Below are 24,992 nucleotides of genomic sequence, written 5' to 3'. Positions count from 1 at the left end.
AATTCCCCCGCATTCATTTGGAGGGATAGGGAACAAAGGTAAAATGCCCCTTAAATGGGCAAAATTTTCTGCCCAAAATGGCGAATTATTGGCCGCGCCTGTGCGATGTCCTGAAAAGCCGCCATTTCATCGGCATCAGATGGCGCAGCGCGCACGGGAAAACCCGTCCGGGGAAGCATCCGCCGGACGGCATTTCGGTGAAGATCGATCGGGCGCGACCGCGAATCGCACTGCCACCGGGCGACGGCGCGATTCGCGGACGGGGTTCGGGATTATTCGGCGAACAGGGTCGCGGTTTCGTCGGCGGTCAGGTCGATGCCGAACATCAGGCTCATCCGCATCCGATAAACGCGCGGGTCGGTGATCGTCCCTTCCGTCACCTCCTGCCCGACGCAGCGGCGATAATGCCGGCCGGTCAGCGTCGCAAAGCCGCGCGGCAGGATGATGCTGACGATATTGGCCAGGCGGAACCGGCTCTCCTCATAGGTCGAGGTCCAGTGGTTGCCCATCGCCAGGTCGGCATCCCAGACACGGTCAGTGGTGAAGCTGTATTGCGGCTCCCACCCCTCACCCGCCGAGCGGCCATCGGTATTGCCCGGATGCCCGTCGCGCAGCAGCATCCAGCCATGCTGGACGTCGCGCGCCAGCCGGAAGCGCGCGCCATCGGGGCCGCTCGCCTCCGCTCCGTCGACCAACGGCATCGGCGGCGAATAGCTGCCCCCGAAGCCCGCATCGGCGATCCAGTCCTGGCCGTCGATATGGACGAGGCTGAACGTATGGGTAGTCGGCGGCACGTCGGTCGCGCGCAGCCAGACCCGCGCCAGGAGCGGCCGCGCGGCAAAGCCATGCGCCGCCAGCACGTCGAGGAGCAGCCGGTTCTGCTCGAAACAATATCCGCCGCGCCGGGCCCCGACCAGCTTGGCGAAGACGCTGGCGCTGTCGATCGCGATCGGACGGCCGAGGCGGACGTCGAGATTCTCGAACGGGATGGCCAGCCGGTGCGCGCGCTGCAACCGCGCCAGCCCTTCGGCATCGACGGTCACGCGCGAGGGAAGGGCGATGCGGGCGAGATAGGAATCGAGGTCGAACATGGCCCAGCAGATAGGATGCCCGACCGCGATTGTCGAAGGGGGGCGCGCATGGCCCTGCCCCGCCCCCTTATCGCGCACGTCCCGACAGGATATAGGCCGCGTCAGCCATGACCTTTCCCGATCACGACCCGACCCTGCCCTTCGGCCCTTCCGCGATCCGTGCCGCCGCCGCGGTGATCGCAGCGGGCGGGATCGTCGCGGTGCCGACCGAGACGGTCTATGGCCTCGCCGCCGACGCGACCGACGCGGCGGCGGTCGCACGCATCTATGCGGCCAAGGGGCGGCCGTCCTTCAACCCGTTGATCGTCCATGTCGCCGATCTGGCGGCGGCGCAGGCGCTGGCCGACTTCGATGCCGAGGCGCTGGCGCTGGCCGAGGCCTTCTGGCCCGGCCCGCTGACGCTGGTGCGCCCGGTCCGGGCGGGGTCGGGCATCGCCTCGCTGGTGACGGCGGGGCTGGACACGGTGGCGATCCGGGTGCCGCGCCACCGCGCGATGCAGGCGCTGCTGGCCGAGAGCGGCCGTCCGCTCGCCGCCCCCTCGGCCAATGCCAGCGGCGGGATCAGCCCGACCCGCGCGTCCCATGTCCGCGCCAGCCTGGGGCCGGACGTGCCCATTCTGGACGACGGCGCGACCGAGGCGGGGCTGGAATCGACGATCGTCGCGGGCCGCACCATCCTGCGCCCCGGTCCGGTCACGGCGGCGATGCTGGCGGGCGTGCTGGGCACGGTCGAACAGGGGCCGGACGCCCCCGCGATCGTCACCGCGCCGGGGCAACTCGCCAGCCACTATGCCCCGCGCAAGGCGCTGCGGCTGAACGCCACGGCAGCGGATGCGGACGAATGGCTGATCGGCTTTGGCGCGGTCGCGGGACACGACACGCTGTCGGCGAGCGGCGATCCGGTCAAGGCCGCCGCACGGCTGTTCGACGCCCTCCACCGCGCCGATGCGAGCGATCACGCCCGCCTGGCGGTCGCCCCGATCCCGGCGGACGGGATCGGCGAGGCAATCAACGACCGGCTGCGGCGGGCCGCGACGCGCTAGGGTTTACGGCGAGGCCCTAGGGCCGATCGACATTCAGCGACGCCTTTCCGTCCCTCGCCCCTCGTAGAGGGGAGAGGGTTGCGTAGACTTGGCCTTTGCGAGAGCAAAGGCTTAGTCGGAGCTGGGTGAGGGGTGGGCGCTCGCGAAGCGAGCGCGCGAGCCTTTGGGCTCGCTCAACCCCTCACCCAAGCTGCGCTAGCCAGCAGGCTGGCAAGCTTCGCTAACCCTCTCCCCTGTCCAGGGGAGAGGGGAAGAAGAAACAATGCTGAATGTCGATCCGCCCTAGATTTCGTTTAGCGTGAAGGAAAAACCCTCTCTTCGTTCAGCCTGAGCGAAGTCGAAGGCCAAGGGATCAACCGACACCACAAGGGTATTTTTGGCAAAGGTCCGGGGCGTGGCCTTCGACTACGCTCAGGCTGAACGGGAGGATGGGATCGCTCCACTGCTCCGTTCACGCTGAGCGGAATCGAAGCGTACGCCCCGACCTCGCCCCGGAATTTACGCCGTCACCGCCTTCGACCGCGCGGCGAAGCTCTTGCGCAGCTTCTGGAGCTTGGGCGGGATCACCGCCATGCAATAGGGGTTGGACCGTCCCGAGGTTTCCCAATAATCCTGGTGATAATCCTCCGCCGGATACCATTCGGCCATCGGCTCGATCGTGGTGACGATCGGCTTGTCGCTGCCGTCCTGCGCGCGCGCCTTCGCCGCCACCATCGCGGCCTCTTGCGCCTCGTCGGCCGGGAACATCGCCGAGCGATATTGCGTGCCGACGTCATTGCCCTGGCGGTTCAGCTGCGTCGGGTCATGCGTCGCGAAATAGATGTCGAGCAGATCGTCCAGCGCCAGCTGCTCGGGGTCGAAACCGATGCGGATCGCCTCGGCATGGCCGGTATCGCCGCCGCACACCTGCTTGTAGGTCGGGTTGGGCACGGTCCCGCCGATATAGCCGCTCTCGACCGACTCGACCCCGATCACGTCCTTGAACACCGCCTCGGTGCACCAGAAACATCCGCCGGCCAGCGTCACATATTCGGTCACTCGGAATCTCCTTGTCGTCTTGTGTGCCTAGATAGGAAGGCGCTAGGCGACGACAATCCAAGGCTTTGGGACAAAAGATGATGGCGACGATCGACGGCAAGGTGATGGTGACCGGCGGCGCCGGCTATATCGGCAGCCATGCCGTGCTGGCGCTGCTGGATGCAGGCTATGACGTCGTCGTGCTAGACAATCTCGTCACCGGCTTCGACTGGGCGGTCGATCCCCGCGCCTCGCTGGTGGTCGCCAATGTCGCCGACGACGAAGCGGTGCGCGCCGCGATCCGCGAGCATGGCGTGCGCGCGATCATGCACTTCGCCGGTTCGATCATCGTCCCCGAGTCGGTCACCGATCCGCTCAAATATTATCGCAACAACACCGCCGCCAGCCGTTCGCTGATGGAAAGCGCGGTGGCCGAGGGCGTGGCGCACTTCATCTTCTCCTCGACCGCCGCCACCTATGGCACGCCCGAACGCGTGCCGATCAAGGAGAGCGATCCCAAGGCGCCGATCAATCCCTATGGCATGTCCAAGCTGATGACCGAGATCATGCTGAAGGACGTCGCCGCCGCGCATCCGATCAACTATTGCGCGCTGCGCTATTTCAACGTGGCGGGGGCCGATCCGCAGGGCCGCTCGGGCCAGTCGACGGTCGGCGCGACCCATCTCATCAAGATCGCGGTCGAGGCGGCGATCGGCAAGCGTGAGGCGGTCGGCGTCTATGGCACCGACTTCGCGACCCGCGACGGCACCGGCGTGCGCGACTATATCCATGTCTCCGACCTCGCCGCCGCGCATGTCGCCGCGCTGGAGCTGCTGGTCGCCCAGCCGGGCGAGAGCCACACGCTGAACTGCGGCTATGGTCGCGGCTTCTCGGTCCTCGAAGTGCTCGACGCGGTCGACCGGGTGACGAACCTGACCATCGAGCGCCGGATGGAGGGCCGCCGCGCGGGCGATCCCGCGGAACTGGTCGCCGACAACAGCGCGATCCTGGCGGCGCTGCCCTGGCGCCCGCAACGCGACGATCTGGACGGCATCGTCCGCGACGCGCTGGCCTGGGAGCGCAAGCTGGCCGAAATGGGCCGCTGACGCCGATGCGGCTGCGTTCGCTCCTGTTCGTGCCGGGCGACCAGCCCAGCCTGATGGCCAAGGCGCTGCGGACGGAGGCGGACGCGCTGATCCTCGACCTGGAGGATTCGGTCGCGACCCACGCCAAGCCGGTGGCGCGCGAGGCGGTCGCCCGCTTCCTGTCCGCCCCGCGCGAGACGGACAAGGCGATCTTCGTCCGGATCAACCCGGTCGACGGACCGCTGGCCGCCGACGATCTCGCCATCATCCTGCCCGCGCGTCCCGACGGCCTCGTCCTGCCCAAGGCGGAAGGGCTGGCCAGCCTGGACGCGCTGGCGGCGCTGGGGGTGGCGGACATCCCCGTCCTGCCCCCCATCCTGCCCATCGCCACCGAGACCCCGGCGGCGATCTTCCGGCTGGGCGACTATGCGGGGGCGCGCCTGCCGCTCGCCGGGTTGACCTGGGGCGCGGAGGACCTGCCCGCCGCGATCGGCGCCACGACCGCGCGCCAGGCCGATGGCGGCTATACCGCCCCCTATCAACTGGCCCGTTCGCTGACCCTGTTCGGGGCGCATGCGGCGGGCGTCGCGGCGATCGAGACGGTCTATCCCGATTTCGGCGACGCGGAGGGGCTGGCCGATTATGCCGCGCGCGGGCGGCGCGACGGCTTTACCGGCATGATGGCGATCCATCCCCGGCAGGTGCCGGTGATCAACGCCGCCTTCACCCCGACGCCCGAAGAGGTGATCCGGGCGCAGGCGATCGTCGACCTGTTCGCGGCGAACCCCGGCGCGGGGGTGCTCCAGCTCGACGGCAAGATGCTCGATGCGCCGCACCTGAAGGCGGCACAGCGGCTATTGGCGCGCGCCGCGCCATGACTCGCGGGCGGCGGCGGTCGCCCACCACCAGCCCAACGCCCAGAGCGTTCCGAAACACCATCCGGCGGCCACGTCGGACGGCCAGTGCACGCCCAGATAGACGCGGCTGACCCCGATCATCCCGACCAGCAGCACCGCCAGGATCACGATGATGTGGCGCACCCGCCGCTCCTGCGTCACCTGCGTCGCGAGCGCGGCCAGCGTCAGATAGACCATCGCGCTGCCCGCCGCATGGCCGCTGGGAAAGCTGGCATTGGACACGTCGACCCAGTGCGGCACCAGATCGGGCCGCGCCCGCGCGACGATCGTCTTGACCAGGGTCACCGCCATGCCCCCGCTGATCCCCGCCGCCGCCGTGGCGATCGCGGTCAGCCACAGCCGACGCGCGGCCAGCAGCGATACGGCCCCCGCCATGATGAGGATCAGCACCGGCACGCTGCCCAGCGCGGTGACATCGACCGCCGCCCGCATCAGCGCGCGCGACTGGCCATGCGCGCGCAGCCCGGTCAGAATCGCCCGGTCCCAGGCAAAGGGCCAGTGATCGATCAGCAGGCCCAGAATCAGCAGAAGCGCCAGCGCCGTTGCGCCCGCGGCGGCACCGCGCAACGCCAGCGGCATGGTCGAGGGTCGAACACCGGGTTCGCTCAACACGGACGCGGGGCGCATATCGGGGACGGGGTTCGGGTCTGTCATAGGAGGGTGCTGATCGTGCCATCTCCCTGGCAAGGCAAGGGGAAATGCCCGATTTCCGGGCCTGGAGAGGCCAGGGCGCGCATTTGCCCCTCTCCTTTTTCCTGAACGGAGAATTTATCAATCAGGCTGATTTGAAAAATGGGTTTGCTTCTCGGCGAATTTTGTCGCAGAAATGTCTCATACCGGCAGGCAGACCGGTCGGAGAGGACCGATGACCATGAACGATAACGCCATTTCGCCCGTTGACCGTTTGCTGATCCTGGCCTTCGGTGCGATGGCCAGCTGGGTCGCCGTTGGCGGCGTCGCGCTGGGCGCCTCGCGACTGGTTCATCATCTTTTCTGATTTTTCCGGGGCTTGCGGATCGACAAGCCCGGCTCCCAAGACGCACTGATTGCCATGCCCCGCGCAGCCCCCTCTGCGCGGGCTTTTGTTTGCGCGGTCCGCGCCAATCCCGAAGCGCGACGTCGCCGAGGCGAATCAGCCCTTGGGCGATTCGTTTTCGACGGTGGATGAATCCAATTCCCGACGGATACGACGCAGCTGTCGCACCGCGCCGATGGCGCGCCAGCGCAACAGATCGTCCAGCCCCGCATAGCCCAGCCCCAGATGCGGCGGCCGCGCGCTCAGCACATCGCCCAGCGTCACGCGCCCCGAACGTAGCGCGGCGCGCGCCAGTTGCCGCCATCGCCGCGCGGTTTCCCAGCGGATCAGCGCGAGGGATTCGTCACGCGGCGCGACCTCGGCGACGAAGGCCGCCTGCAATCCGGCGATCGCCCGTCCCAGCCGCCGGAACGTCGCCCCGTCCGCGACCGGCAGGCCGCCCATATTGTGCCGGACCAGCAGCCGCGCGACCGCCTCGGCCTCCGCGCCCAGATGCGGCCGATGCGCCTCGGCCAGCACCCGCGTCGCGCTGTCCCGCATCGTGTCGGTGAAGCGCTTGGACACGCCCCCGGCATGCTGGCGATAGATCAGCAGCGGCTCGTCGAGCCGCGCGATCCGGCCGAATCGGCGGATGCGATGATACAGGTCGAAATCCTCGGCATAGAGGATGTCGGGCCGCGTGAACGGATCGAGCCGCCGCGCGACCTCGGCACGGACCATCACCGTCGACCAGACCAGCGGATTCTCGATCCAGCTCAGCCAGGCTATCAGATCGGGGGTGGTGTGCGGCGCATAGTTCATGGGCAGGATCCGCCCCTCGACCCATTGCTCCGCCTGCGCCCCCACCAGCGCGACATCGGGATTCGCCTCCAGATAGGCGACCTGCCGCGCCAGCCTTTCGGGACGGCAGAGATCGTCCTGGTCCAGCCCCGCCAGATAGCGCCCCCGCGCCTCGGCAAAGCCGCGATTGCGCGTCCGCACCGGACCGCCATTCACCGCATTCTCGATCAGGCGGACACGCGGATCGCGCCAGTGGCGCACCAGCGCGCGGGTGTCGTCGGACGAACAATCGTCGACAACCAACGCCTCCCACTGGGTCAGCGTCTGGGTTTCCAGGCTGGCCAGCGTCTCACCGATCAGCGCCGCGCCGTTATAAGCGGGAATGACGACGCTGACGATCGGATCGCTCATGCCGCCGCCGCACCCGATTGCGCATCGCCCTGCCCCAGCACCTGATCGACGATCATCCGGCCGACATCATTCTGCCACAGCCACAGCCCGTTGGCCTGCCCCCGGAAGCTGTTCTCTCCCCCCAGCGGCCCCCAGGGCACGAAACCGGCGGACAGACCGATGCCATAGGCGCCAGGCACCGGCCGATCCTGCGCATCGAGGATATGGCAATGGCGGTCGACCATCGGCCGCCCCTCCTCATGCGCCAATGCGATGGCCACCCCATCGGCGTCGAACAGCGGCAGCGCGCGCGGGCGATAGCCGAGCGCCCCGATCACCAGATCGGCCGCGCCGATGATGGCGCGCGCGTGCAGGTCCGCCTCTCCCGCGATCCGGTGAAGCGCCAGCCGCGGATCGGGCGTGCGCCCGCCAAGCGCCAGCATCCGCAGGACCAGTTCGCGCGACTCCAGCCGCAACCCGGCAAGGCGCAGCACGAAGCCGCTGACCGGGCAGATGTCGTCCTGGGTGAAATCGGTGAACCCCTCGGCATGGGCGGCCTCGACCGTCGGGAAGAAGGGCTTGGGCGGCGTCCGGGCGAGCAGGGTGATCGCCTCCGCTCCGAAGGGCAGATCATGGCATTTGAGCAATTGCACGGCGCAGGCGATCGCGCTGGTCGATGCGCCGATGATCGCGACGCGCGGCGCGCGGACACCCGCCAGCCGCTCCCGCGCCCGGTCGATCCCGCCATGCCGCAGCAGCGTGTCGGATCGCATCAGCCGGTCCCCCGCCATATCGCCCAGCCGCGCGCCCGCCACCATCGCGTCGGCGATCTGTTCGTCGGTCTGGTATCCCCCCGTGGCGATGACGATATGCCGCGAGGTCAGGGTGCGGACGCCATCGGGACCGTTCAGGGTGGTGCGCCACCCGCCATCCGCCATGCGGTCCGCGCGCACCGCCTCGGTCGCGGTCAGGACCGCCCCGCCATGATCCGTGACGATCCCGCGCAGCCGCTGCGCCGTCGCCTCCAGCAGCGGCGCGGTATCGCGAAGCGGCGCGCCCAGCGCCCCACAATAGCCCGCCATCACCTGCCCCGCCGGATGCGCCTCCAGCGCGGCCAGTTCGGGATGCGGATTGCCCTTCACCGCCGACAGAAAGGTTTCGGCGGTGGTGTCCGAGCGGATGGCATAGCCGCCCAGCTCGCCCGCGCCGATCCGGTCCGACCGTTCGACCAGGACCAGTCCCTGCCGGGCCAGCGGCACGAGTTGTCCCGTCTTGCTCGCCGCGATCAGGATCGCGGTCCCCGCCGGGCCGCCCCCCACCACCAGGCAGCCACAGGGCCGGTCGCGGTCCGGCGCGGGCGCGCCCTCGGCGGCGATGCGCGCGACCACCGCCTTCAGCCGCTCGGCGACGGTCCCGGCATCGCCCGACTTCATCCCGTCCGTGATCGGCAGGCTCAGCATCCGCGCCGACAGCGCGTCCGCCACTGGGGTCGGCTGGATCAGCGCGGTGTCGCGGAACAGCGGCTGCTCGCCGAGATGCGGGCTGAAATAATGCCCCGCCCCGACGCCGTCCGCCGCCAGGGCGGCGATCACCGCGTCGCGCCGCGCCGCAATCGCTGGCGGCAACAGCACCGGCATGAACTGCGTCGCCTGCCGCCGCCCCCGCTCCGCCTGAAAGCCATAGCCGGGCAGGCTGTCGCGATATTCGCGGTCCAGATCCGCGCGCGCGGCGCAGACGGCGTCGATCTCCGCCAGTTTCGTACGCGCCATCAGGGCCAGTATCTCGGGCATCTTGGCGTTGATACCGGGCAGCGTCGCGACCCGCCCGCGCTCGAAACCGAAATTCACCATCGCGCGCAACTGGTCGATGCGGTCGCCATCGCCGCTATAGACCAGCCCGCCCTCCCCGACCGAAAAGGTCTTGGTCGCGTGCATCGAATAGACCAGCGTGAAGGGCGCACCCGTGCCGAACCCCTGCCCCCGTTCGTCCAGCGTGCCCAGCGAGGCCGCCGCATCGACCACCACCCCCACGCCATGGCGTCTGGCCAGCCAGGCATAGCGATCCAGGTCGATATCCGTGCCGAACGTGGCATAGGGCACGATCGCCCCGATCCGGTCGCCATGGCGCGCGAGCATCCGCTCCTCCTCGCCCGGGTCGGCCGTCCAGCCCTGGGGATCGACATCGACGATCAACGGCGTCAGCCCCGCCCAGATCGCCGCCTGCGCGGTCGCGGCAAAGGTCATGGCGGGCATCATCGCCAGCATGCCGGGCTTCGGCGTCATGCCCGCCGCCTGCCGGATGGCGATCATCAGCCCCAGCGTCGCATTGCCCACCGCCAGCGCCGCCCCCCGGCCGTCGAAGAGCCGGTCCACCATCTCCGCCTCGAGCGCGCGGACTTCGGGGCCGTTGTTGCTGAACTGCCCGGACGCCTCGATCCGCTTCAGCCCGTCCAGATGCTCGGACAGCCGGGGCGGTCGGGGGGCGATCAGCGGAAAATCCATGCGGCGCTCGTCCTGTTCGGCGCGCCAGCATCCTACGTCATTGGCGCCGCTACGGATTACCATGGGGCAGCCCCTGCCGCCATGACCCCATCGTGCCACGCGTATCAGGCGGGGACGCGGCGGGCCAGGATGCCACCCGCCGATCGGGAAAGGTCCGCAATGTCTTGACACTGTGGCGCTCTTACATTGTCACAGCGCTTGATGCACGACCAGTTCGAGCTTGGTGCCGGAGGGTGACACAACAGGATGAGCCGCTTCACGGTTACACGGCTGAAGTGTGCTTACACCTGTCGGTCGTAAGTAGGTCGACCAGCCCGAGTTCAAAAAGTGATTGTCTGCTCCATGCGCCATGCAACCGACCCGCTCCCATCCTGAGTAGCTCACGGTGAAGTGCCTGCGGCTGCAAAGCCGTTCTGGCCAACGCCTCTCCGGTGAACGCAACCTGTGCCGCGAGGGAGTTCAACTCTCGACGGGCCACACCCTTCCCTTTGCCGTAGGGGACGACCTGTAGGCCAGCTGCCACGATCGTTGCCTGGGCTTCGTAAAAGGTGGTCCCCAGAATCTCTTCCGCATCGCGAAGCGAGACGTGGGTCAGGCCAAGGGGATCAGCCGAAGCCGTGCCGCAGGTGATATGCTTTGGGAACCGGGTCAGGTCGACCATGATGTCACGAATCTTGGGCGCTTTACCTTCCGGTAAGTGGTAGTCGATCCTGCCTTCCAGCATCTCCTCGAGGATAAAGGCCCAAGGCTTCTCACCTCCGTAGCGCATCATTGCGTAGCGCAACGAGACCGCACCGGACGGTTTCGCCGGGAGCTTGGCCCCGTGGGTGAGCGCCCCCTCCAGTTGCTCCGCCCGGCCTCTGTCGATCAGGTAGCCGCGCAGGACCTGAACGCCAGGATGGGGCATAATTTCGAGACGACCCGACGTGACCAGCTGGCCGACCGCATAAACCGGCAAGTCGAAGCGCCCCGCGGCTGCTCCGGGCGTCTCACCGGCTTGTAGCTGGCGGTGCAGCTCGTCGACGTCGTCGGCATCATACCTCGCACGCAGGCGCCGCCGGCTCGGGAGAGGCTCGAACCTGATTGCATCAGCCTCCCGCAGCTTGCCTAGCTCGACGCTCGACGACCATAGTCGCTGGTTGGTTTCGGTCGCCGTATAGAAGCGGGCGGCAGAGGAGAACGTTTCCGCAGTCCGACCGTCAAGGTGTGGGAACGCCAAGGCAAGGATCGCCTGACCCTCATCACCGGAATACTTCGCGATCCAACGCACCTCCGTTCGCACTTCCTCGTAGGCCACAAGATCGTCGACGTTCGTATCCATACGCCTGGTGACCACGTCCCTGATCCCGTCGGGCCAGGATCGCAGTATCCCAGCGCCGTTAGCGATGATCTCGGCCACCATCTCCGACGATTGCGAACGAAGCTGATCCAGCTCCCAGCGGGTCGGAAGCTCGCTGGCCATGATGCCGGACTTCAGCATGATGTCGACGAGCGTCGTCCGGGAGAAGGTCTGCAGGCAGCTGGGAAGTAGGTTGACCGCTCGCCGACCAGCCACTGGATCGCGGGACATCAGGTCGGCGGCCAGCCGATAATCGAGTTCCAGGCGTTCAGGCAGGCGCGGCAGGTCTGATGCAGGCACGGTCTGGGTGCAGGACTCGCAATTGCCAATCCCGCGTGTTCGCCGCCACCCAAGGGGGCCGCATTTCGAGCAGGCCTCCACGAGATGTTCGAACGATTCCGGGCAGTACGGGAGCAGACGGTTGAGCCAGGCACTTCGATGATGGGGCCTCCCCTTCAGGGAATGAGGCCCGATGCGACGATGCAAGAAGTCGAACGCTGGACGTGGCATGCGCAGCTCGCCAAGCATGATGCTGCTGCGGCTGCCCGTCGCATCGAAAGTGATGGCAGCGATCGAATCCACGTCGGTCCGAAGGATATGCGCGAGGCGGGCGGCGTCGTCGGCAGACGCGAGCTGGACATGCCCAGGCTTGGCGATGGTGATTGCGCCGCCTTCGAGCGCCGAGGCGACGCGCACGAGGCGGTGGTCACGACAGCCGGCCGCGAGCGCGCCGATCGCACTCTCGTCCGGCTGCGGATGGTATTCGAAGCGCAGCTGCTTGATCGACCGAGTCACTTCGAGCTCGAGAATGGATCGCGTGTGACCCAGTTGACTGGCCCCATGGCGTACCTGCGTGTCGCGACGCTGAGATCGTGCTTCTCGACCTTGGGGGAGCCGCGCCACAGCGCATGGATCGTCGCCTCACATACGACACGGCACACCCGACCGACGTGTCCGCCGCTGACGGCGACAAGCTGACTGCGCAGACCGGCCTTATCGAGCCCTGCTGGCTCGTCGACGATCTTGGCCTTGACCATTGACGCGTCGAGCTTCTTGCAAAATGCCGTGAACAGCTTTCCATCGGTTCTGTCGTTCCGCGGATCGAGCGGCTTCAAGACGAGAGGGGTTCCGAGCCGAGCTGCAAGATCGGTGTTCTTCTCAAAGAATGCCTCGGCCTTCTCGTTGCCGACCAGTATCAACGGAACGATCCCCCGATTGAGGAACGACTTGAGGCGATTGGTCACGCCAGTCGCGTCTGACGACTTCTTGTCGAGATGCTGAACCTCGTCACCAACCAGTCCTTGAACACCCAGCTTGCGACAGAAGTGGTGGATCCGATCCTCAAGGTCGTCAATCGTATCGTGCTTATTATTCCAATGAGAATCGTCGAGAGCCTTCAGGATGTTCCGGAAGAAACTCTTGACCGACGTCGCCTCGTTAAGCTCCACGACGATGATCTGGTACTTGTTAGAGGGTAAACCCTCTTCTTCCCGCCTCAAGGCGGCTTCGGCGACCAGGGCCTCAATCATCCGCGACTTGCCGGCATTGGTGTCCTGCGACAGGCACCGGCCGTCGATCGGGCCGTCAAGCAGGGGCTGCATCGACTCCATATAGGCTAGCAGCTGGTTTACGAGACTGGTTTGCGGCTCGTGCTCGATCCAGTTGTTCTTGAAGAACGGCACGACCGACACGACCCGGGCCCGACGGCTCGGGTTCGAATAGTCGGGAACGGGATCGCCCCGAGCGGGCAACGGCTGCGGGCCGAGCGGTATTGCCTTTCTCTTCGGGATCATCGGTTGTCTTCCTCGTTCTCATCGTCGTCGTCCCAGGTGATGCCTTCGTCAGGGTCCTCCTCAAGGGCACTCAGCATCCGCAAATCTGATCTTGCGTCTGGATCGAGGCCGCTCCAGTCCCCCCGAACATCCTTCAGATCGCGTTTGTCGTCCTCGCGTGTCTCCTCCCGGCCCTGGTTCTCGGACCTCTGGGAAGGGCCGGTGGATGGATCCACACGGTCGGCGCCGCCGACGTCTGTCGGGACAAGCATATCTCCGAAATTCGTCAGGTCCGGATCATCCGCGACACTGCCGCCGAGTTCCCTGATCTCCGCCTGTTCGAGGATGGCCCCGGCCCTCTTGGCGATGGTGAATGGTTCCTCTTCCAGCACGCGCTTTTGCTGGCTGAGCGACGCTGCGCGACGCAGGGCCCGCTCGGTGAGCGTCTGCGCGCCGGTCGCGCCCGAAACGACGCATTGCTTGTGGAACGCGTGTTCGTAGCGGGTGAGGAATCGGGTATAGTCGGGGTCGTCTGACCAGAGCTCGACGAACTCGTTGCCCGCCTCGTCCTGTACCTCGACCATATCCAAGTTCCAGTCGTATACGCGCAACCAGACGCTGCACTTCGCAGTATTTTCGAGCCGCGATCTGATCTTTTCCGCGGCCAGGTTGCGGGAGAGCGTCTGTGTGATGCCCTCCCGATTCCATTTGTAGAGGATCTCGTCATAGACGACGCCGTCGTTGGTCATCTCGGCCGCAACGGTTCGGGCGAGATACCGGCGGACTTCCGCTGGTGGGGTGAAGCGGATGCGGCTTCTACCGATATAGTCGAGCATCACCTGGTTCGGCGTACGCCATCCGAGCGCCTTGTGGCCCGTGGCGTTCCACTCCAGCCTGAGCGCCTCGAATTTCGCGGCCAGATCATGCCGCGGCATGGTCAACTTGAGGGGGTCATAGCGGATGCCCTTCCGCCGGCTTCGGGGGGAAAGCACGGTACCTGGCTCCCCTTCCAACCTCTCCTTGACCCAACCCCAGAAGTTTTCGAGGTTCGCCTTCTCGTCTGGCCCGTATTTCTGGGCCAGTTCTACGCGTTTCATCACGCTTGCAAGATTGCCGATCGCGGTCGGCGGGATCATGGCCTTATCGTTGTCGCCCCGCAGCGTTCCGATCCGGCCGAAGCAGAGGAGGAGCATGGGGTCATCGGCGATCATCTCGTCGGTGAGCGCCGGAGGAGTCAGCGCGCCCATGAGCGCGCCCATCCCCATCTCGGCGCGGTAGGGGCCACCGAAAGGCTGGGTTGGCGGGACGAACAGAGAGTGTGCATCCATCAGCCCGACCACCTTGAGCTTGTGGCTCGGAATTTCGACGTCGTTCGAGTAGTGCGTCACCTGCCGGAGTTCGGTGCCGTCGATGTACATCAGCTCGAACGGGCGACTGGTCGGCACGACGTTGCCCGACGCGTGGAAGTATCGCTCCGCCGCCTCGTTGCCGTACTTGGCGGCATAGGTATTGACGTTCTCGCATTTGTTGATGCGGTTGATGACCGTCGACTTGTGCGGATGGGACTCCCCGATGTTAGCGATTCCGCGATCGTGCAGCCTTTTCCAGGCCGCTACGACGAGCGCGAAACAGTCCATCTTCTTCAGCTCTTCGACCGCATAGAAGAGCGCCATCGCCTGATGGACCAGGCGATCGACGATGGGCGGGAGCTGCGACTGGCCCTTCTGGCGCCCGCTTCTGTTGCACATCGCGCCGACCCTCTCGTCGCACTCGACGAGGTTATTCATCCAGCGGATGACTGACCTGCCGCTGGGCGCGGGCAGTCCGGCTGGCCAACGGGCCTCGGCGAACGCCCGCAAGGTCGCCTCCGATCGCGGCATGCCGTCCTGGAGCGCGGCGAGCGCGACGTCGTACTTGGCAACGGCGCGCGGGTACTTCGCCAGGCACGCGGCGATATCCCACCCAAGATAGCGTCCGCGCCATTCCGATAGGGTAACCTCGCCATGGCTGCACTCGCGCAGCCTTCCGGCCGCATATTCCTCCAGGAGGGATCGGACGGTCAGGCGGACCATGACGCCTGAGGCGTCTTCGATGAAATATTCATCGTCCGTCCCCTCGACGTGGAAGCGGAAGACGAAGTCGTCGACCGCCTCGACGAACACGATGCGTTTCAGCAGATGGACGAAGACGGTCCCGAAGACCAAGCCAAGCGGATTCATGGTCAGGCCGCCTTCTTCTCGAACCGCGCGAGGATCTCGCGCAGCGCGTATGGGGACACGGCACGGGGCGCCGTCACAACGGTTTCCGATTTCGGGGTCGATCGCAGGTCGAAGTCGACGATGCGGCGCAACAGCATCGCATAGAGCTTGTCTACCGCCACGCTCCTCGATCCGCCCAGGGCGGCGACGACGTCCACGTAGCGGGCGTGTCCACCGCTGGCCATGATCACCTTGCGGACGGCGGTCGCGTCGGCGTCGCGATCGAAGGTCGTCAGCCTCGCCTCCATGGCGATGGAGTGAGCCTCGACAGTGTCGTCGCGTCGGAACGGCTCGCCCTTGATCTTATGAATCGGTCCCAGGCCGAGCTCCTGCAGTGCGGTGCTGACCCGCTCCAGGGGGCGACGCACGCCTTCGGCCACGAACCACGCGTCATTCGACTTGATCTCACCGAAGACGACGCGGTGATCGGCAAGCTCGTACGCGACGTCAGGGTACTTCCGGATGATTTTGCCGTCGGCGCGGCGGAAGATCAGCACGACGGGCTGGAACTGGAAATCGATGTAGCGGGGGCACATCTCGAGATGATCGGCGACAGCAGGCTCGTTCGGGCCTTCGAGGAACTGGATGCGCCGAGCCTTCTCGTAGAGCGTAGCGCAGGTCGTGTACGCCTGCGCATAGTTCATGCCGTTCCGAACGTGGCCAAGGCCAGCCGCTGTCTCAACGCCGATCAGCTCCCACTGCTCTGGATCCTTGAGATGGTCGAACTTCGTGGGATGGAGCAGTGCATACGGTACTCGCCGGACCGGATGACGCGGCGGCCGGCGCGTAGGATTCCAGTTCGCGAGCGGGGCGATCGTCGAGCCAAGGCCTTCCGTCATATCCGTGTGCCCGGCAAATTCACTCGCGATGCTGGACGCTGCAGTGCCGCCGTCGCCATCGCGCCTCCGACGCGAAGCGCGGGTCGAACCGGTTCCCGCCTTGGCATTGCGACGGCGACGCACGGGCGGCGCAGGCTTCGAAACCTCCGGTGGGTCGATATCCCGACCTCGCGGGGACTTCATGCCTTGTCTCCGAAGCCGCGGTGCCGCCGTTCGGCGGCCAGCCGCTCGAGCAGCCTGAGCGCCTCACCGGGCGTGAGCCACCTTCCACCGTGGTGGATCACACCGTGATGGCGGCGAACGTAGCTCGTCTCGCGCCGTCGTTTCGCCTGCTTCGATGCCGCATCGTCGTACTTCCGCATGCTCTATCCCTATCTATCTGGACAACTTCTAACATACCTTCCTAGTCGGGTTATATGGTAGAGGTTTTCCGGAAACAATAAGGTCCGGAAGATTCTTGTAGTTAATGCCGCTGTTAGCTAGACGATCGTCCATGCCGAAGGTGCCTAGTGAACACGGCGAACCGACGCCCATCCTCTTCGCTCAGAGTTCCCGCGAGGATCTGGTGGCTGCCCTCGAAGCTGCGCTTGAACGCTCAGCGAGCGAAGAGGAACGACACCTGTGGGCATCGATGCTGCCCGATCGACGCGAGCTGACGCTGAAGCGGATCGCGACGGTCAAGGACTGGATACTCCGGCCGGGCGAGATGACCGCAGCGGAGGCGGCCGAGCTGGCCAAGGTGAAGGTCAGCCGGTGGTACGAGATCGTCGGTGCCTGGAAGGCGAAGGGCACGCTCGCGGCCCTGGGCACCTTCGCCAACCAGCCGGGCCGCCGCGGCCCGAGACTCGACGGCGCGACCATCAACCGGATACAGGCGGTGCTGGTGCCGGTGATCGCGGAGCGCCTTGCTGCCGACGCCGGCACGAAGATCGGCACCATCGTGACTGCGCTTCAGAAACATCCGGATCTCGATGATCTCGACCTACCGCACGTCAACACGTTACGCGCGATGGTGGAGCGCGAGGTCCTGCGTGTGCGCGGAGAGCAGCAGGCCGGACTTCGGCCCGGTCTCGACGCCGTGGCATGCGACCTGCTCCGTCCGGACGGAACAAACCATGTGATGTTCGCGGTCATCGACCGGACCGCTCGGTACATACTCGGCTTTTCGGTTGGCCGCGTGGAGGACAGCCTATCCGCGTACGCGCGCGCGGCGCACGACGCGCTCCGGCGCATCGAGGGACCCGATGGAGGCGAGCTGCCCTGGGCGGACGAATTGAAGCGCGTCGACGTGATCGTCGGAGACGACGTCGACGCTTGGAAGACCGTGTTCCAGGCCCACGCTCGGCACCCGATCGCCGAGGTGTTCGACCCGGTCATCAGCGAAAAGCGCTACGGTCGCTACTTCAAGCTGGTGGCAGGATCCTCGGTCGGCAAGCTCAGGATAATTCCAATGCGGACAGCCGGCGACGGCGAGGCCCCCACCACGTCCCGCTCCTACTCCGATGCCGAGGCGATCGAAGCATTGGAGATCGATGTCGCTCGCCACAATTCCGCAGTGCGGGCAGCGTCGTCGACCACAGGTGCCTCCAGGCCGGCGCCGGCCCTGCTCCGGATGCTGCGCTTCATCGCATCGGCGCCCGAGCTTCAGGCTGCTGGCTGACCGGCGGGGATAAACGCCACCGGCGCAGGGCGTCGGGAATTGTGGGTTGCCACCGCCTGGTCGAGCGCCGCCTGAACGTCCCGGCGCGAGAGCGGCGACACGTTGCGGATCCTGACGAGGGCGTCGGCCGATATCGCCCTCGAAATCTGGAAAACCAGCGGGATGTCGCCGATGGCAGGCGCGAGTAGCTGCGTGAGTGTCGGCAATCCGGTGGGCTTGCCCCGCAGCACCGTCGCGCCGATCAACGCCTGTTCCGATACGCCCAAGTGGGGAGCCCGGATGCGGAGCGGTCGTCCTGACGGGTCGGCGGCGGCCCGGATGCTTGCGGCCAGGCTTTCCACCGAAGGCGGCACGGTCGTATCGAGCGACATCTCGTATGCGATGATGACGCGCTCCGGCAGCTGGACCGCAACGAGCAGCCGGGGCAGGACCACGCCGCCGCGGTGCCGCGCCGGCAGCTTCGCGGCGCAGCTGTCGACGAGGATTTCGGGATCAAACGTCGTGGCCTCGTCGAGCGATGCCCGCGCTGCGGCCAGCATGTTGGTGATGGTAGCTGCCGAAGGCGGCATGACTCCGGCGTTCTCGCAGCGGCTGCGCACCTCCGACAGGATATCCCGTCGCCGGGCCATCGCGCCGAGATCGGCGATCACGGCGCGCGCGACGTCGGTCGACGCGGCGGGAAGGCGGTTGGCGGGCTTCGGCGGGTGGTGCGCGCGTGCGCCCGGGAGGTCGGCCGGATCGCGCCGCTCGCGCCAGATCTGGGCCAGGCTGCTGAAGTGGGCTTCACCCACACCAAGCCGGCGGGCGAACGCGCGGCGAGAGCGCTGGGTGCGCTCGGGAATGGCGCAGTATTCGTCGAGGATCGCGACCCGACGACGGATCTCGGGCCAGCGCGTCGGATCGACGCCGGATAGATCGATGCCTTCCATCTTTTTCCTTTCGATTGATTGTTCTTCCTCGCTTTGGCCATGCCGGTGACGGAGCGCTCGCCTGGCGGGTGGACCGGGTCGTCGATGCGGTCGGTCGCTTGACGGACTGGCAGGTTTCGCACCTGGGATCCGGACAAGCTGGCCCGTCCGCACAGGTCCGTCGGAGCGCCGCGTTGCTGGCAGCGACCAGGCGGACGTGCCTGTCGAGAAACCGCAAGGCGGCGACTGAATGAACGGCGCTTGCAGTTAGGCCCGACGAGCGCTATCGCCGAAACAAATCAAGAACATGCGCAGCGGAAGGTGCGGGACGTAAGTCACCAGAATCGTATGGTCGTCGCGTCAAGCAAGTCGGATCGATCAGTTGTGCGATTCGATCGGTTCGGATACTCAACCGAGGAACCCTGACTGGGAGCGGGAATGTCGTTTTTCACTGAAGCCGAGCAGAACGACCTGCGTGTCACCCGGATGATCCTGCATGTGATCGGGCGACAGGACGAAGAGTTCCAGCCTGCCCCCGAAGTCCCGGTTCAGGAGGAGTTGTTCTTCCGCATTCGCATCCTCGACGAGGCGGGTGACGCTGTACACGAGTTCGAAGACGGTTCGCTTGTCCGCCCGATCCTGGAACGTATGGCGTCGGGTACTCAGGATTTCGAGGCTGGGGGTCAGGAACTGGCGCAGCTTTTCGCGCGCGACCACGTGCGCCAGGCCGCGACGGGCGCGTTCTTCGTTTTCCAGCTGGAAGCCGCGCCAGGGACCAAATTCTACGCGCTGATCAAGTACGACTACCGCGAGGTCGTCGAACTGTCGCAGCAGGACGGTCGCAGCGTGCTGAGGGCAATCGTTCAGGCGTTCGTCAAGGAACGCAAGGCGATTCAGAAGATCTGCATCGTTCGGATCGTGAACGGCGTGGCTCAGCCGATGGTGTCGGCGGCAGACCGGATGCATCAGGCGCCGGACCTTACCGACTATTTCGCACGCTATCTCGGCGTTGCGCGAGAGCGAACGGACGCGGAGCTGAGCAACCGCCTCCACGAAGCCATGCGCGCTGCCTTGAGAGACGTCGCGACCGACTTGCCGGTCGGCGGCGTCGGCGCTGCGCTGCGACGGATGAAGCAGTCGCTTCAGGCTCGTACTCCCGTGACCAACGACGACATCGTCGATGCCGCTCTGCACGCCGCGAACCGTCCTGCCGACGAGCAGGTCGCGTCGCGCATCGAGCGCAAGACGAGGATGCATCTGCGCCGTCAGGGGCTGGAGGAGGTTGCGTTTGTTCCCGAAGGTCGGATCTTCCTGCTTCAGCCGCGTGAATACGTACGGACCGCCGAAGAGGTTAGAATCGAATTCCCGGCCGAGCAGATGGGCCAGGCAGTGACCCGTACGGACCGGGACGGGGTGACAACCTTCACGGTCACGACCCGGCAGGTGGTCGAGGATGGCACCCTTGCTATCAGCGCTCGCCAACAAGGCTAACGCTCTTTCTGCGGCGGGGCAGGCCACCGTCAGCGAGACGCGGACGCAGCTGGCGTTGTATCAGCTTGCGGGACCGGATGCACGGGATGTGCTGCAGCTGCTGGTTCCGGCGGGGTTCGCGCTGGTGCGCCTGGCCGATGCCGGTGGAGACCTCGTCCCGGACGAACTTGACGCTCACGCCGTCGACGTCGAGCTGGTGGCCGCGAAGCCGGTCGTGCCGGACTGGATCTACCCCGTCGTCACGACCGCGGGACTAAATGCGGTAATCGACCGGGCGCCGGCTGAGGACGTTGTGTGGGTCCATGGCCTCGATCGTCGGATCGAGACCTACTCGGTCAGCTGGCGGCCGTGGGACGATGTCGCGCCGTTCGCCGCGATGGAGGTGCCTCATCCCTCGAAGGTGGTGAGAGTGCTGGGGGCGGGTGATCCGCTCAAACATATCGGCCGCTGGCTGCTCCGTGATCCCGACGCGGACGTGTCTGGCCGAATCCTGCCGCTATGGAGGGCGCACGCGGCCGGCGCGCTGGTCCGGGCGATTGCGCAGGAGGTAGAGAGCGACGGCCGCGTGCTCTTCCGCGGTCCGCCGCCGACCCGCTTTGCGGTCGAGGGCGCATCGCTGATCGAAGTCGGATGCTTCGCCGCACTGCAGCGCGCAACAGGTTGGGTGTACGAAAATCCCCGCGAGCTCGAAAACAGGCATGGCCTTCTCGCCGCCGAAGTCTCTCGTACAGCTCTGCGCGACGGCGACGCGCGGGCGCTCGCATCGACCATGCCGACGGCGCTGGAAGGTGCGCGCATCGCCTACAGCTTCGGGGTGTCGCAGCAGAGCCGCGACGCGCTGAAGACGCTAAGCGATCTTCGGAAAGCTGTGTCCGACGAGACGTCCAAGCTGACAGATGCGACGAGGACCATGGCGGCTGCGGTGACCACGTCCGCCGTCGGCAACGTCGCGCTGGTCATCGCAAGACTGACTCTTGGCAGCAACGCGCGGTTCGTCGCTCCCGCTGCGGTCGCCATAGGCCTAGCCTTGGCCGTCTATGTGGGAGCCGTTATCTGGTCGGGCTGGAATTTCCTGGATCTTCAGCGCAGCCTGCGAACCGAATGGCGAGAACGTCTGTACCGCTTCCTCCCCGATGACGAGTACGAGCGCATGGTCGCCTCACCGGTGGCGGACGCCGAGCGTGCGTTCGTCAATTCGGCCATCGCCAGCACAGTTATCTCAGTTCTGCTACTCGTCGCGGTCGGCCTTGTCGTCTTCCGATCAGTCTAGGACCCATCGGCCAATGACCGTCGCCCGCTGACCAGCGGCCAGGCGGGGCCGAGGGCCCGAAGCATTTTCTACGATTCAGGCCGGCTCTTGATAGACGCAATCGTCTGCGAACTGATGGCGGACCTCGGCCAGTGCCAGTCTGATCTGCTCTGCGGGGACGCAGAACAGCTCCCGGCACTGCCAATGCTGGTCTCCGTCGAACTGCGCTGCCCCGGTCACGCCGAAGCCTCGCTGTTCAAGCAGGCGGTGGGCCGCTAGCTCGATGTCCTTGCGGAGGCGCGAGGACGGCCTGATCAGAATGTGATGATAGCTCATGTGGGCCGGATGCCAGGATACATGGTAGCCTGACCCATTGACCGAGCAGGTCGAGAAACGCGAGCGTTGATTGTGATCAATGCCGATCCGCCGAGCGTCATGGGACGAGTGGGCTGCTGGAGAATACGGTGAGCGACGTGGAGGCGCGACTCAGCGCCACGTATAGGTTCTGCGCGTTCATGGGATCCGCGTTCAGCACTACGGCATGCTCGCTCTCCAGACCCTTCAGCAGCAGTGTGCTGCCGATACCGCGCGGGGGCAACGGCCGCCCTTTCACGCGATGCGCTTCCCGCTCTGCGATCGCGGCATCCTTCAGACTAATCCCACGAGCCTGCGCGCGCGAAAGTGCCGCCAGCATGACGGCCAGGAGGTGCGGCCGGTAGACGTGCACGCCGGGTGTGTGACGAAGCTCATCGAGGAGCCGCCCGACGTCGACGAGGCCTGCGCCATCAAAGAAGCGCAGGCAGATACGTTCGACCGACGATGGTCCCGAACTTGGATCGCCCCGCCGGAGCGCGTTCACCCGCTCGGCAAGCGGGCGTGCGACGCCAGCCATCGCTTTGGAAACGAAGCGAAGGACCGCGTTCAGACGTTGAACGTGCGTCACGGCGTCGATCTCGCCTGCGGCCGTAATCAAGTCCGCTAGGTCGACGGGCTCGACGACCTGCACGCCGACGTTCGCTCGGGCAAAGTCGAGCCGGTTCTTCACCGGCCGCGAGTCGCCGATGATCAAGAGTCCCGATCCCGCTCGAGTCCGCACGCTCGCGACGATGGCGGCCTGTTCGCGCACGCGCTGCGTGGGATCCGCAGCAAGCTGCTGCCAGCGGACTGCTGGCGGCCCCGCCCGCAGGTCGATCTGAGCTCCCCGGAGTAGGTCGGTTCGCGCGTCCAGGATCCACTGGCCGAAGTCGCCCTGCTTGGCATTGACCCATCGGTATGGAACGTCGAGTTCGCGGACGACGCCAAAGGTGGACAGCACGTCGGCGTGCCAGTCGGGGTGCTCGTCGTTGAAATCGAAGATGCACTGAAGCGGGTCGCCCAGCACATGGCAAGGGAGTTCGGCGGCGAGGGCGCAGACGAGACGATGCTGCCGGGCGGAGCAGTCCTGATACTCGTCCACAACCACGCGCGCGTAGGTTCCCCGTAGGACAGAGGCGAGCGCGCCACTCTCAAGGACGGCGACGGCGGCGTCCTGCGTCGACTGATAGTCGACCCGCTCCGCATCATTCCTGAACCCGGCGAGGCGCGGGTAAAGATGGATCAGCTTCAGCGCCCATCCGTCGATCGTGGCCACTCGGAAGCGTTCGGCCACCACGCCTGCCCGTGCCAACCTCGTGCGCAGAGCCGTGACGCCCGCGTTCGTGTGAGTGAGGACAAGAACGGGAAGGCCCTCATGACCGGCCAGGGCGTCCACCACGGTCTGAGTCTTGCCGCAACCCGCAGGTGCGACGACGGCACCTGGCCTCAAGTCGAAGAGCCTCACCTCAAGAGGCCGGTTCGGCACCGGCGGCATCGACTATCCAGTCCCGCAGCTCGTTGATCGCAGCGACAAGACGGCCGTTGCTGGCCGCCAGGAACGGTCCGACGACCTCGCGGCCGATGGTCTCCGCATAGCTGACCGTCTTGAACCACTTGCCCTTAGTAGCCGCGGCTCCAAGGGCCTGTCGCTCGACCGCCGAGTACCCGAAGGGATCGTCGAACGCGAGATCAATCTCCGGCCGCCGGGCGCGGATCTGGTCGTTTACCGAAGCCGTGCCGTTCCAGCCTCGTGCGAGGTTAACCAGGTGTGGAATCGCGTCGTCGGCGATCGATGCGAACATCTGCATCTCCGTCGTGTATGGCTCATCCCAGTAGAAGCGCGCGACCCCCGCGGTCTCAAGCGCGTGCAACTCGTCTGCGTCCAGTTCCTTGTCGGAGTCGTGAAGCAGGCCGGTCCGATAGCCGGCGCGCGCGAACGATAGGGCGCGCTGGAGCATGTTCGACCCCGTACCGTCCGCGAGCGCGATGCCGCGGCTACCGATGGGTCGCTCCCCACGATCGGTCCAGTAGAGGTCTAGGCCGCGCAGGAGACCGACCTCGGTGGCACCCTCGCAAACGAGCACGCTGGGCGCCAGGAACGCGTCGGCGCAGCTGCGCAGCGCACCCTGGTCCTCGGGTGAGCGCCCGAGCTTGCGGAGAGCTGGTTTGCCGCTCGCCGGGTCTCGCCCCGCGCGCCATAGCTGCTGTGCTGACAGCTCGCGTACGACGACTGGCGAATGTGTGGTAAGGAAGACCTGTCGCGGCGGCTCGGCGTCCTTTGCGCCAAGCTGGTGCAGCAGGCGGATGATGCGGAACGGTTCAAGGCCGTGCTCAAGCTCATCCACCAGCGTGAATGGCGACGAGTTACCCGCCAGCGCCTGCAGGCCAGCGACGAGTAGCCGGGAACTGCCGATGCCTAGGTTGCGTAGCGGGACGCCATCCCCGTCGTGCAGCGCGATTGAGCCCGCCCCGAAGCCTACACCATGTGCGTCGAGGAGCGCCGCTGCCTCCTCGGCTCCGCTGACGCCGACCTGCTGGGCGACGCCGCGTACGAGCGCGATCGTGTCTGCGACCTCGGGGGCAGCGGCGTCACCGAAGGTCGCCCGCGCCTGCCTCGCAGCGTCGGCAAGCGCAGCTGCGGCGGCCGGTCGGACGTCGACGATCCGGTTGAGCACGCTCTTCGCACCCCATGCGAGATGATGGCTGGCGAATGCTCCAAGTCGCGTGGGCGCAAGACCTGCCCGTTCCGCATACGGCAGGTCGCGAAGGCAATCCTCGGCTTCGGCGCGCTCGGAGTACAAGGTCCAACGAGGATCGAGGTCGGCTGCGACCGTGAGGCGCACGGAGAGGACGATCTCACCACCAGCTTCCGGTTCGTCTGATACGCCGAGGTCGCTATCCCATCCGCGATGGAAGAGGCCATAGCGCTCCATGTCAAGCAGCGAGGCGGGCAAATCACCGACCGCTGCCTCGATTATGATCTCGGCGGCGGTGTTGAGCCCGTGGAAGTCGGCATCGCTAAATGTCACGGAGCGGCGAGGCGACAGAAGGAGATCGATAGCGTCTAGAATCGTCGACTTGCCAGAGTCACCGGGACCGATCAGACCGTTGATCCCGCTGCTGGGCTGCCACTCGAGCTGCGCGATGCCCCGGAACCGCTCGATTCGGAGTTGACGAATCCGCGGCATTGCTTCTCCTAAAAAGTTTTGACCATTGTCTGCGCCCGATCGGGCCTTTGCGCAACTCCTACGTTACGGCCGTA

Annotated in this window: 21 protein-coding genes; 7 read left to right on the top strand and 14 right to left on the bottom strand. The window is 66.2% G+C overall.

What is annotated here, in order from left to right:
• Positions 1–272 precede the first annotated feature (272 nt).
• On the bottom strand, positions 273–1,091 hold the full coding sequence (locus tag QE363_RS03505) for an arylamine N-acetyltransferase (protein WP_309691911.1): 819 nt from the start codon (positions 1,089–1,091) through the stop codon (positions 273–275).
• 107 nt (positions 1,092–1,198) lie between these two features.
• Here QE363_RS03505 and QE363_RS03500 point away from each other — a divergent pair, with 107 nt between their 5' ends.
• Entirely contained in the window at positions 1,199–2,134 is a 936-nt protein-coding gene (locus QE363_RS03500) for an L-threonylcarbamoyladenylate synthase (protein ID WP_309691908.1), read from the top strand.
• Between the two features lie 498 nt (positions 2,135–2,632).
• Here QE363_RS03500 and msrA read toward each other — a convergent pair whose 3' ends face one another.
• Positions 2,633–3,172: a peptide-methionine (S)-S-oxide reductase MsrA gene (gene msrA / locus QE363_RS03495; protein WP_309691905.1), complete on the bottom strand. Its 540-nt coding sequence runs from the start codon at positions 3,170–3,172 to the stop codon at positions 2,633–2,635.
• Positions 3,173–3,249: 77 nt separating this feature from the next.
• On the opposite strand from msrA, the gene galE reads away from it, so the two are divergent.
• Entirely contained in the window at positions 3,250–4,257 is a 1,008-nt protein-coding gene (gene galE / locus QE363_RS03490; protein ID WP_309691902.1) for a UDP-glucose 4-epimerase GalE, read from the top strand.
• A 5-nt stretch (positions 4,258–4,262) separates the two neighbouring features.
• Positions 4,263–5,114 (top strand): CoA ester lyase, encoded by an 852-nt coding sequence (locus tag QE363_RS03485; protein ID WP_309691900.1) that lies wholly within the window; start codon positions 4,263–4,265, stop codon positions 5,112–5,114.
• Here QE363_RS03485 and QE363_RS03480 read toward each other — a convergent pair.
• On the bottom strand, positions 5,091–5,765 hold the full coding sequence (locus QE363_RS03480) for a phosphatase PAP2 family protein (protein ID WP_309691899.1): 675 nt from the start codon (positions 5,763–5,765) through the stop codon (positions 5,091–5,093). The genes QE363_RS03485 and QE363_RS03480 overlap by 24 nt on opposite strands.
• 253 nt (positions 5,766–6,018) lie before the next feature.
• On the opposite strand from QE363_RS03480, the gene QE363_RS03475 reads away from it, so the two are divergent.
• Positions 6,019–6,150, top strand: coding sequence for a hypothetical protein (locus tag QE363_RS03475; RefSeq protein ID WP_309691896.1), 132 nt, complete (start codon positions 6,019–6,021; stop codon positions 6,148–6,150).
• A gap of 135 nt (positions 6,151–6,285) precedes the next feature.
• On the opposite strand, the gene QE363_RS03470 is transcribed toward QE363_RS03475, so the two are convergent.
• The 7 genes from QE363_RS03470 to QE363_RS03440 form a co-directional block, all read right to left on the bottom strand.
• Positions 6,286–7,380, bottom strand: a complete 1,095-nt coding sequence (locus tag QE363_RS03470) for a glycosyltransferase (RefSeq protein ID WP_309691894.1) — start codon at positions 7,378–7,380, stop codon at positions 6,286–6,288.
• Positions 7,377–9,923, bottom strand: coding sequence for a DegT/DnrJ/EryC1/StrS family aminotransferase (locus QE363_RS03465; RefSeq protein WP_309691893.1), 2,547 nt, complete (start codon positions 9,921–9,923; stop codon positions 7,377–7,379). The genes QE363_RS03470 and QE363_RS03465 overlap by 4 nt, the downstream gene beginning before the upstream one ends.
• A gap of 199 nt (positions 9,924–10,122) precedes the next feature.
• On the bottom strand, positions 10,123–11,994 hold the full coding sequence (locus QE363_RS03460) for a hypothetical protein (RefSeq protein ID WP_309691891.1): 1,872 nt from the start codon (positions 11,992–11,994) through the stop codon (positions 10,123–10,125).
• Positions 11,991–12,992: a TniB family NTP-binding protein gene (locus tag QE363_RS03455; RefSeq protein ID WP_309691889.1), complete on the bottom strand. Its 1,002-nt coding sequence runs from the start codon at positions 12,990–12,992 to the stop codon at positions 11,991–11,993. Before QE363_RS03455 ends, QE363_RS03460 begins: the two co-directional genes overlap by 4 nt.
• Positions 12,989–15,190, bottom strand: coding sequence for a hypothetical protein (locus tag QE363_RS03450; protein WP_309691887.1), 2,202 nt, complete (start codon positions 15,188–15,190; stop codon positions 12,989–12,991). The genes QE363_RS03455 and QE363_RS03450 overlap by 4 nt, the downstream gene beginning before the upstream one ends.
• 2 nt (positions 15,191–15,192) lie before the next feature.
• Positions 15,193–16,251, bottom strand: coding sequence for a hypothetical protein (locus tag QE363_RS03445; protein WP_309691885.1), 1,059 nt, complete (start codon positions 16,249–16,251; stop codon positions 15,193–15,195).
• Positions 16,248–16,430, bottom strand: coding sequence for a hypothetical protein (locus QE363_RS03440; RefSeq protein ID WP_309691883.1), 183 nt, complete (start codon positions 16,428–16,430; stop codon positions 16,248–16,250). Before QE363_RS03440 ends, QE363_RS03445 begins: the two co-directional genes overlap by 4 nt.
• Before the next feature lie 131 nt (positions 16,431–16,561).
• On the opposite strand from QE363_RS03440, the gene QE363_RS03435 reads away from it, so the two are divergent.
• Positions 16,562–17,728, top strand: coding sequence for a hypothetical protein (locus QE363_RS03435; RefSeq protein WP_309691882.1), 1,167 nt, complete (start codon positions 16,562–16,564; stop codon positions 17,726–17,728).
• On the opposite strand, the gene QE363_RS03430 is transcribed toward QE363_RS03435, so the two are convergent.
• Entirely contained in the window at positions 17,713–18,657 is a 945-nt protein-coding gene (locus QE363_RS03430; protein WP_309691879.1) for a hypothetical protein, read from the bottom strand. The two genes, QE363_RS03435 and QE363_RS03430, sit on opposite strands and share 16 nt — an antisense overlap.
• Before the next feature lie 417 nt (positions 18,658–19,074).
• On the opposite strand from QE363_RS03430, the gene QE363_RS03425 reads away from it, so the two are divergent.
• Positions 19,075–20,127: a hypothetical protein gene (locus QE363_RS03425; RefSeq protein WP_309691878.1), complete on the top strand. Its 1,053-nt coding sequence runs from the start codon at positions 19,075–19,077 to the stop codon at positions 20,125–20,127.
• Positions 20,090–21,397 carry a hypothetical protein gene (locus QE363_RS03420; RefSeq protein ID WP_309691876.1) on the top strand — a complete coding sequence of 436 codons (1,308 nt, stop codon included), beginning with the start codon at positions 20,090–20,092 and terminating at the stop codon, positions 21,395–21,397. Before QE363_RS03425 ends, QE363_RS03420 begins: the two co-directional genes overlap by 38 nt.
• Before the next feature lie 75 nt (positions 21,398–21,472).
• Here QE363_RS03420 and QE363_RS03415 read toward each other — a convergent pair whose 3' ends face one another.
• From QE363_RS03415 to QE363_RS03405, 3 genes are all read right to left on the bottom strand, one after another.
• Positions 21,473–21,712 carry a hypothetical protein gene (locus tag QE363_RS03415; protein ID WP_309691874.1) on the bottom strand — a complete coding sequence of 80 codons (240 nt, stop codon included), beginning with the start codon at positions 21,710–21,712 and terminating at the stop codon, positions 21,473–21,475.
• A 97-nt stretch (positions 21,713–21,809) separates the two neighbouring features.
• Positions 21,810–23,225: a UvrD-helicase domain-containing protein gene (locus QE363_RS03410; protein ID WP_309691871.1), complete on the bottom strand. Its 1,416-nt coding sequence runs from the start codon at positions 23,223–23,225 to the stop codon at positions 21,810–21,812.
• Entirely contained in the window at positions 23,197–24,918 is a 1,722-nt protein-coding gene (locus tag QE363_RS03405; protein WP_309691868.1) for an ATP-binding protein, read from the bottom strand. The genes QE363_RS03410 and QE363_RS03405 overlap by 29 nt, the downstream gene beginning before the upstream one ends.
• Between the last annotated feature and the right edge of the window lie 74 nt (positions 24,919–24,992).

It is taken from the genome of Sphingomonas sp. SORGH_AS_0870, from assembly GCF_031453175.1.
Classification (GTDB): domain Bacteria; phylum Pseudomonadota; class Alphaproteobacteria; order Sphingomonadales; family Sphingomonadaceae; genus Sphingomonas.
Note: the sequence above shows the minus strand (reverse complement) of the source record. Positions and strands in the feature narration are given on the sequence as shown.

Excerpts from the sequence above, each read along its gene's own strand:
- QE363_RS03450 (WP_309691887.1), bottom strand. The coding sequence starts at position 15,190 with ATGAATCCGCTTGGCTTGGTCTTCGGGACCGTCTTCGTCCATCTGCTG.
- QE363_RS03405 (WP_309691868.1), bottom strand. The coding sequence starts at position 24,918 with ATGCCGCGGATTCGTCAACTCCGAATCGAGCGGTTCCGGGGCATCGCG.
- QE363_RS03420 (WP_309691876.1), top strand. The coding sequence starts at position 20,090 with ATGGCACCCTTGCTATCAGCGCTCGCCAACAAGGCTAACGCTCTTTCT.
- QE363_RS03475 (WP_309691896.1), top strand. The coding sequence starts at position 6,019 with ATGACCATGAACGATAACGCCATTTCGCCCGTTGACCGTTTGCTGATC.
- galE (WP_309691902.1), top strand. The coding sequence starts at position 3,250 with ATGATGGCGACGATCGACGGCAAGGTGATGGTGACCGGCGGCGCCGGC.
- QE363_RS03470 (WP_309691894.1), bottom strand. The coding sequence starts at position 7,380 with ATGAGCGATCCGATCGTCAGCGTCGTCATTCCCGCTTATAACGGCGCG.
- QE363_RS03500 (WP_309691908.1), top strand. The coding sequence starts at position 1,199 with ATGACCTTTCCCGATCACGACCCGACCCTGCCCTTCGGCCCTTCCGCG.
- QE363_RS03505 (WP_309691911.1), bottom strand. The coding sequence starts at position 1,091 with ATGTTCGACCTCGATTCCTATCTCGCCCGCATCGCCCTTCCCTCGCGC.
- QE363_RS03415 (WP_309691874.1), bottom strand. The coding sequence starts at position 21,712 with ATGAGCTATCATCACATTCTGATCAGGCCGTCCTCGCGCCTCCGCAAG.
- QE363_RS03425 (WP_309691878.1), top strand. The coding sequence starts at position 19,075 with ATGTCGTTTTTCACTGAAGCCGAGCAGAACGACCTGCGTGTCACCCGG.
- QE363_RS03485 (WP_309691900.1), top strand. The coding sequence starts at position 4,263 with ATGCGGCTGCGTTCGCTCCTGTTCGTGCCGGGCGACCAGCCCAGCCTG.
- QE363_RS03455 (WP_309691889.1), bottom strand. The coding sequence starts at position 12,992 with ATGATCCCGAAGAGAAAGGCAATACCGCTCGGCCCGCAGCCGTTGCCC.
- QE363_RS03430 (WP_309691879.1), bottom strand. The coding sequence starts at position 18,657 with ATGGAAGGCATCGATCTATCCGGCGTCGATCCGACGCGCTGGCCCGAG.
- QE363_RS03435 (WP_309691882.1), top strand. The coding sequence starts at position 16,562 with ATGCCGAAGGTGCCTAGTGAACACGGCGAACCGACGCCCATCCTCTTC.
- QE363_RS03465 (WP_309691893.1), bottom strand. The coding sequence starts at position 9,923 with ATGGTAATCCGTAGCGGCGCCAATGACGTAGGATGCTGGCGCGCCGAA.
- QE363_RS03445 (WP_309691885.1), bottom strand. The coding sequence starts at position 16,251 with ATGAAGTCCCCGCGAGGTCGGGATATCGACCCACCGGAGGTTTCGAAG.
- QE363_RS03410 (WP_309691871.1), bottom strand. The coding sequence starts at position 23,225 with ATGCCGCCGGTGCCGAACCGGCCTCTTGAGGTGAGGCTCTTCGACTTG.
- QE363_RS03440 (WP_309691883.1), bottom strand. The coding sequence starts at position 16,430 with ATGCGGAAGTACGACGATGCGGCATCGAAGCAGGCGAAACGACGGCGC.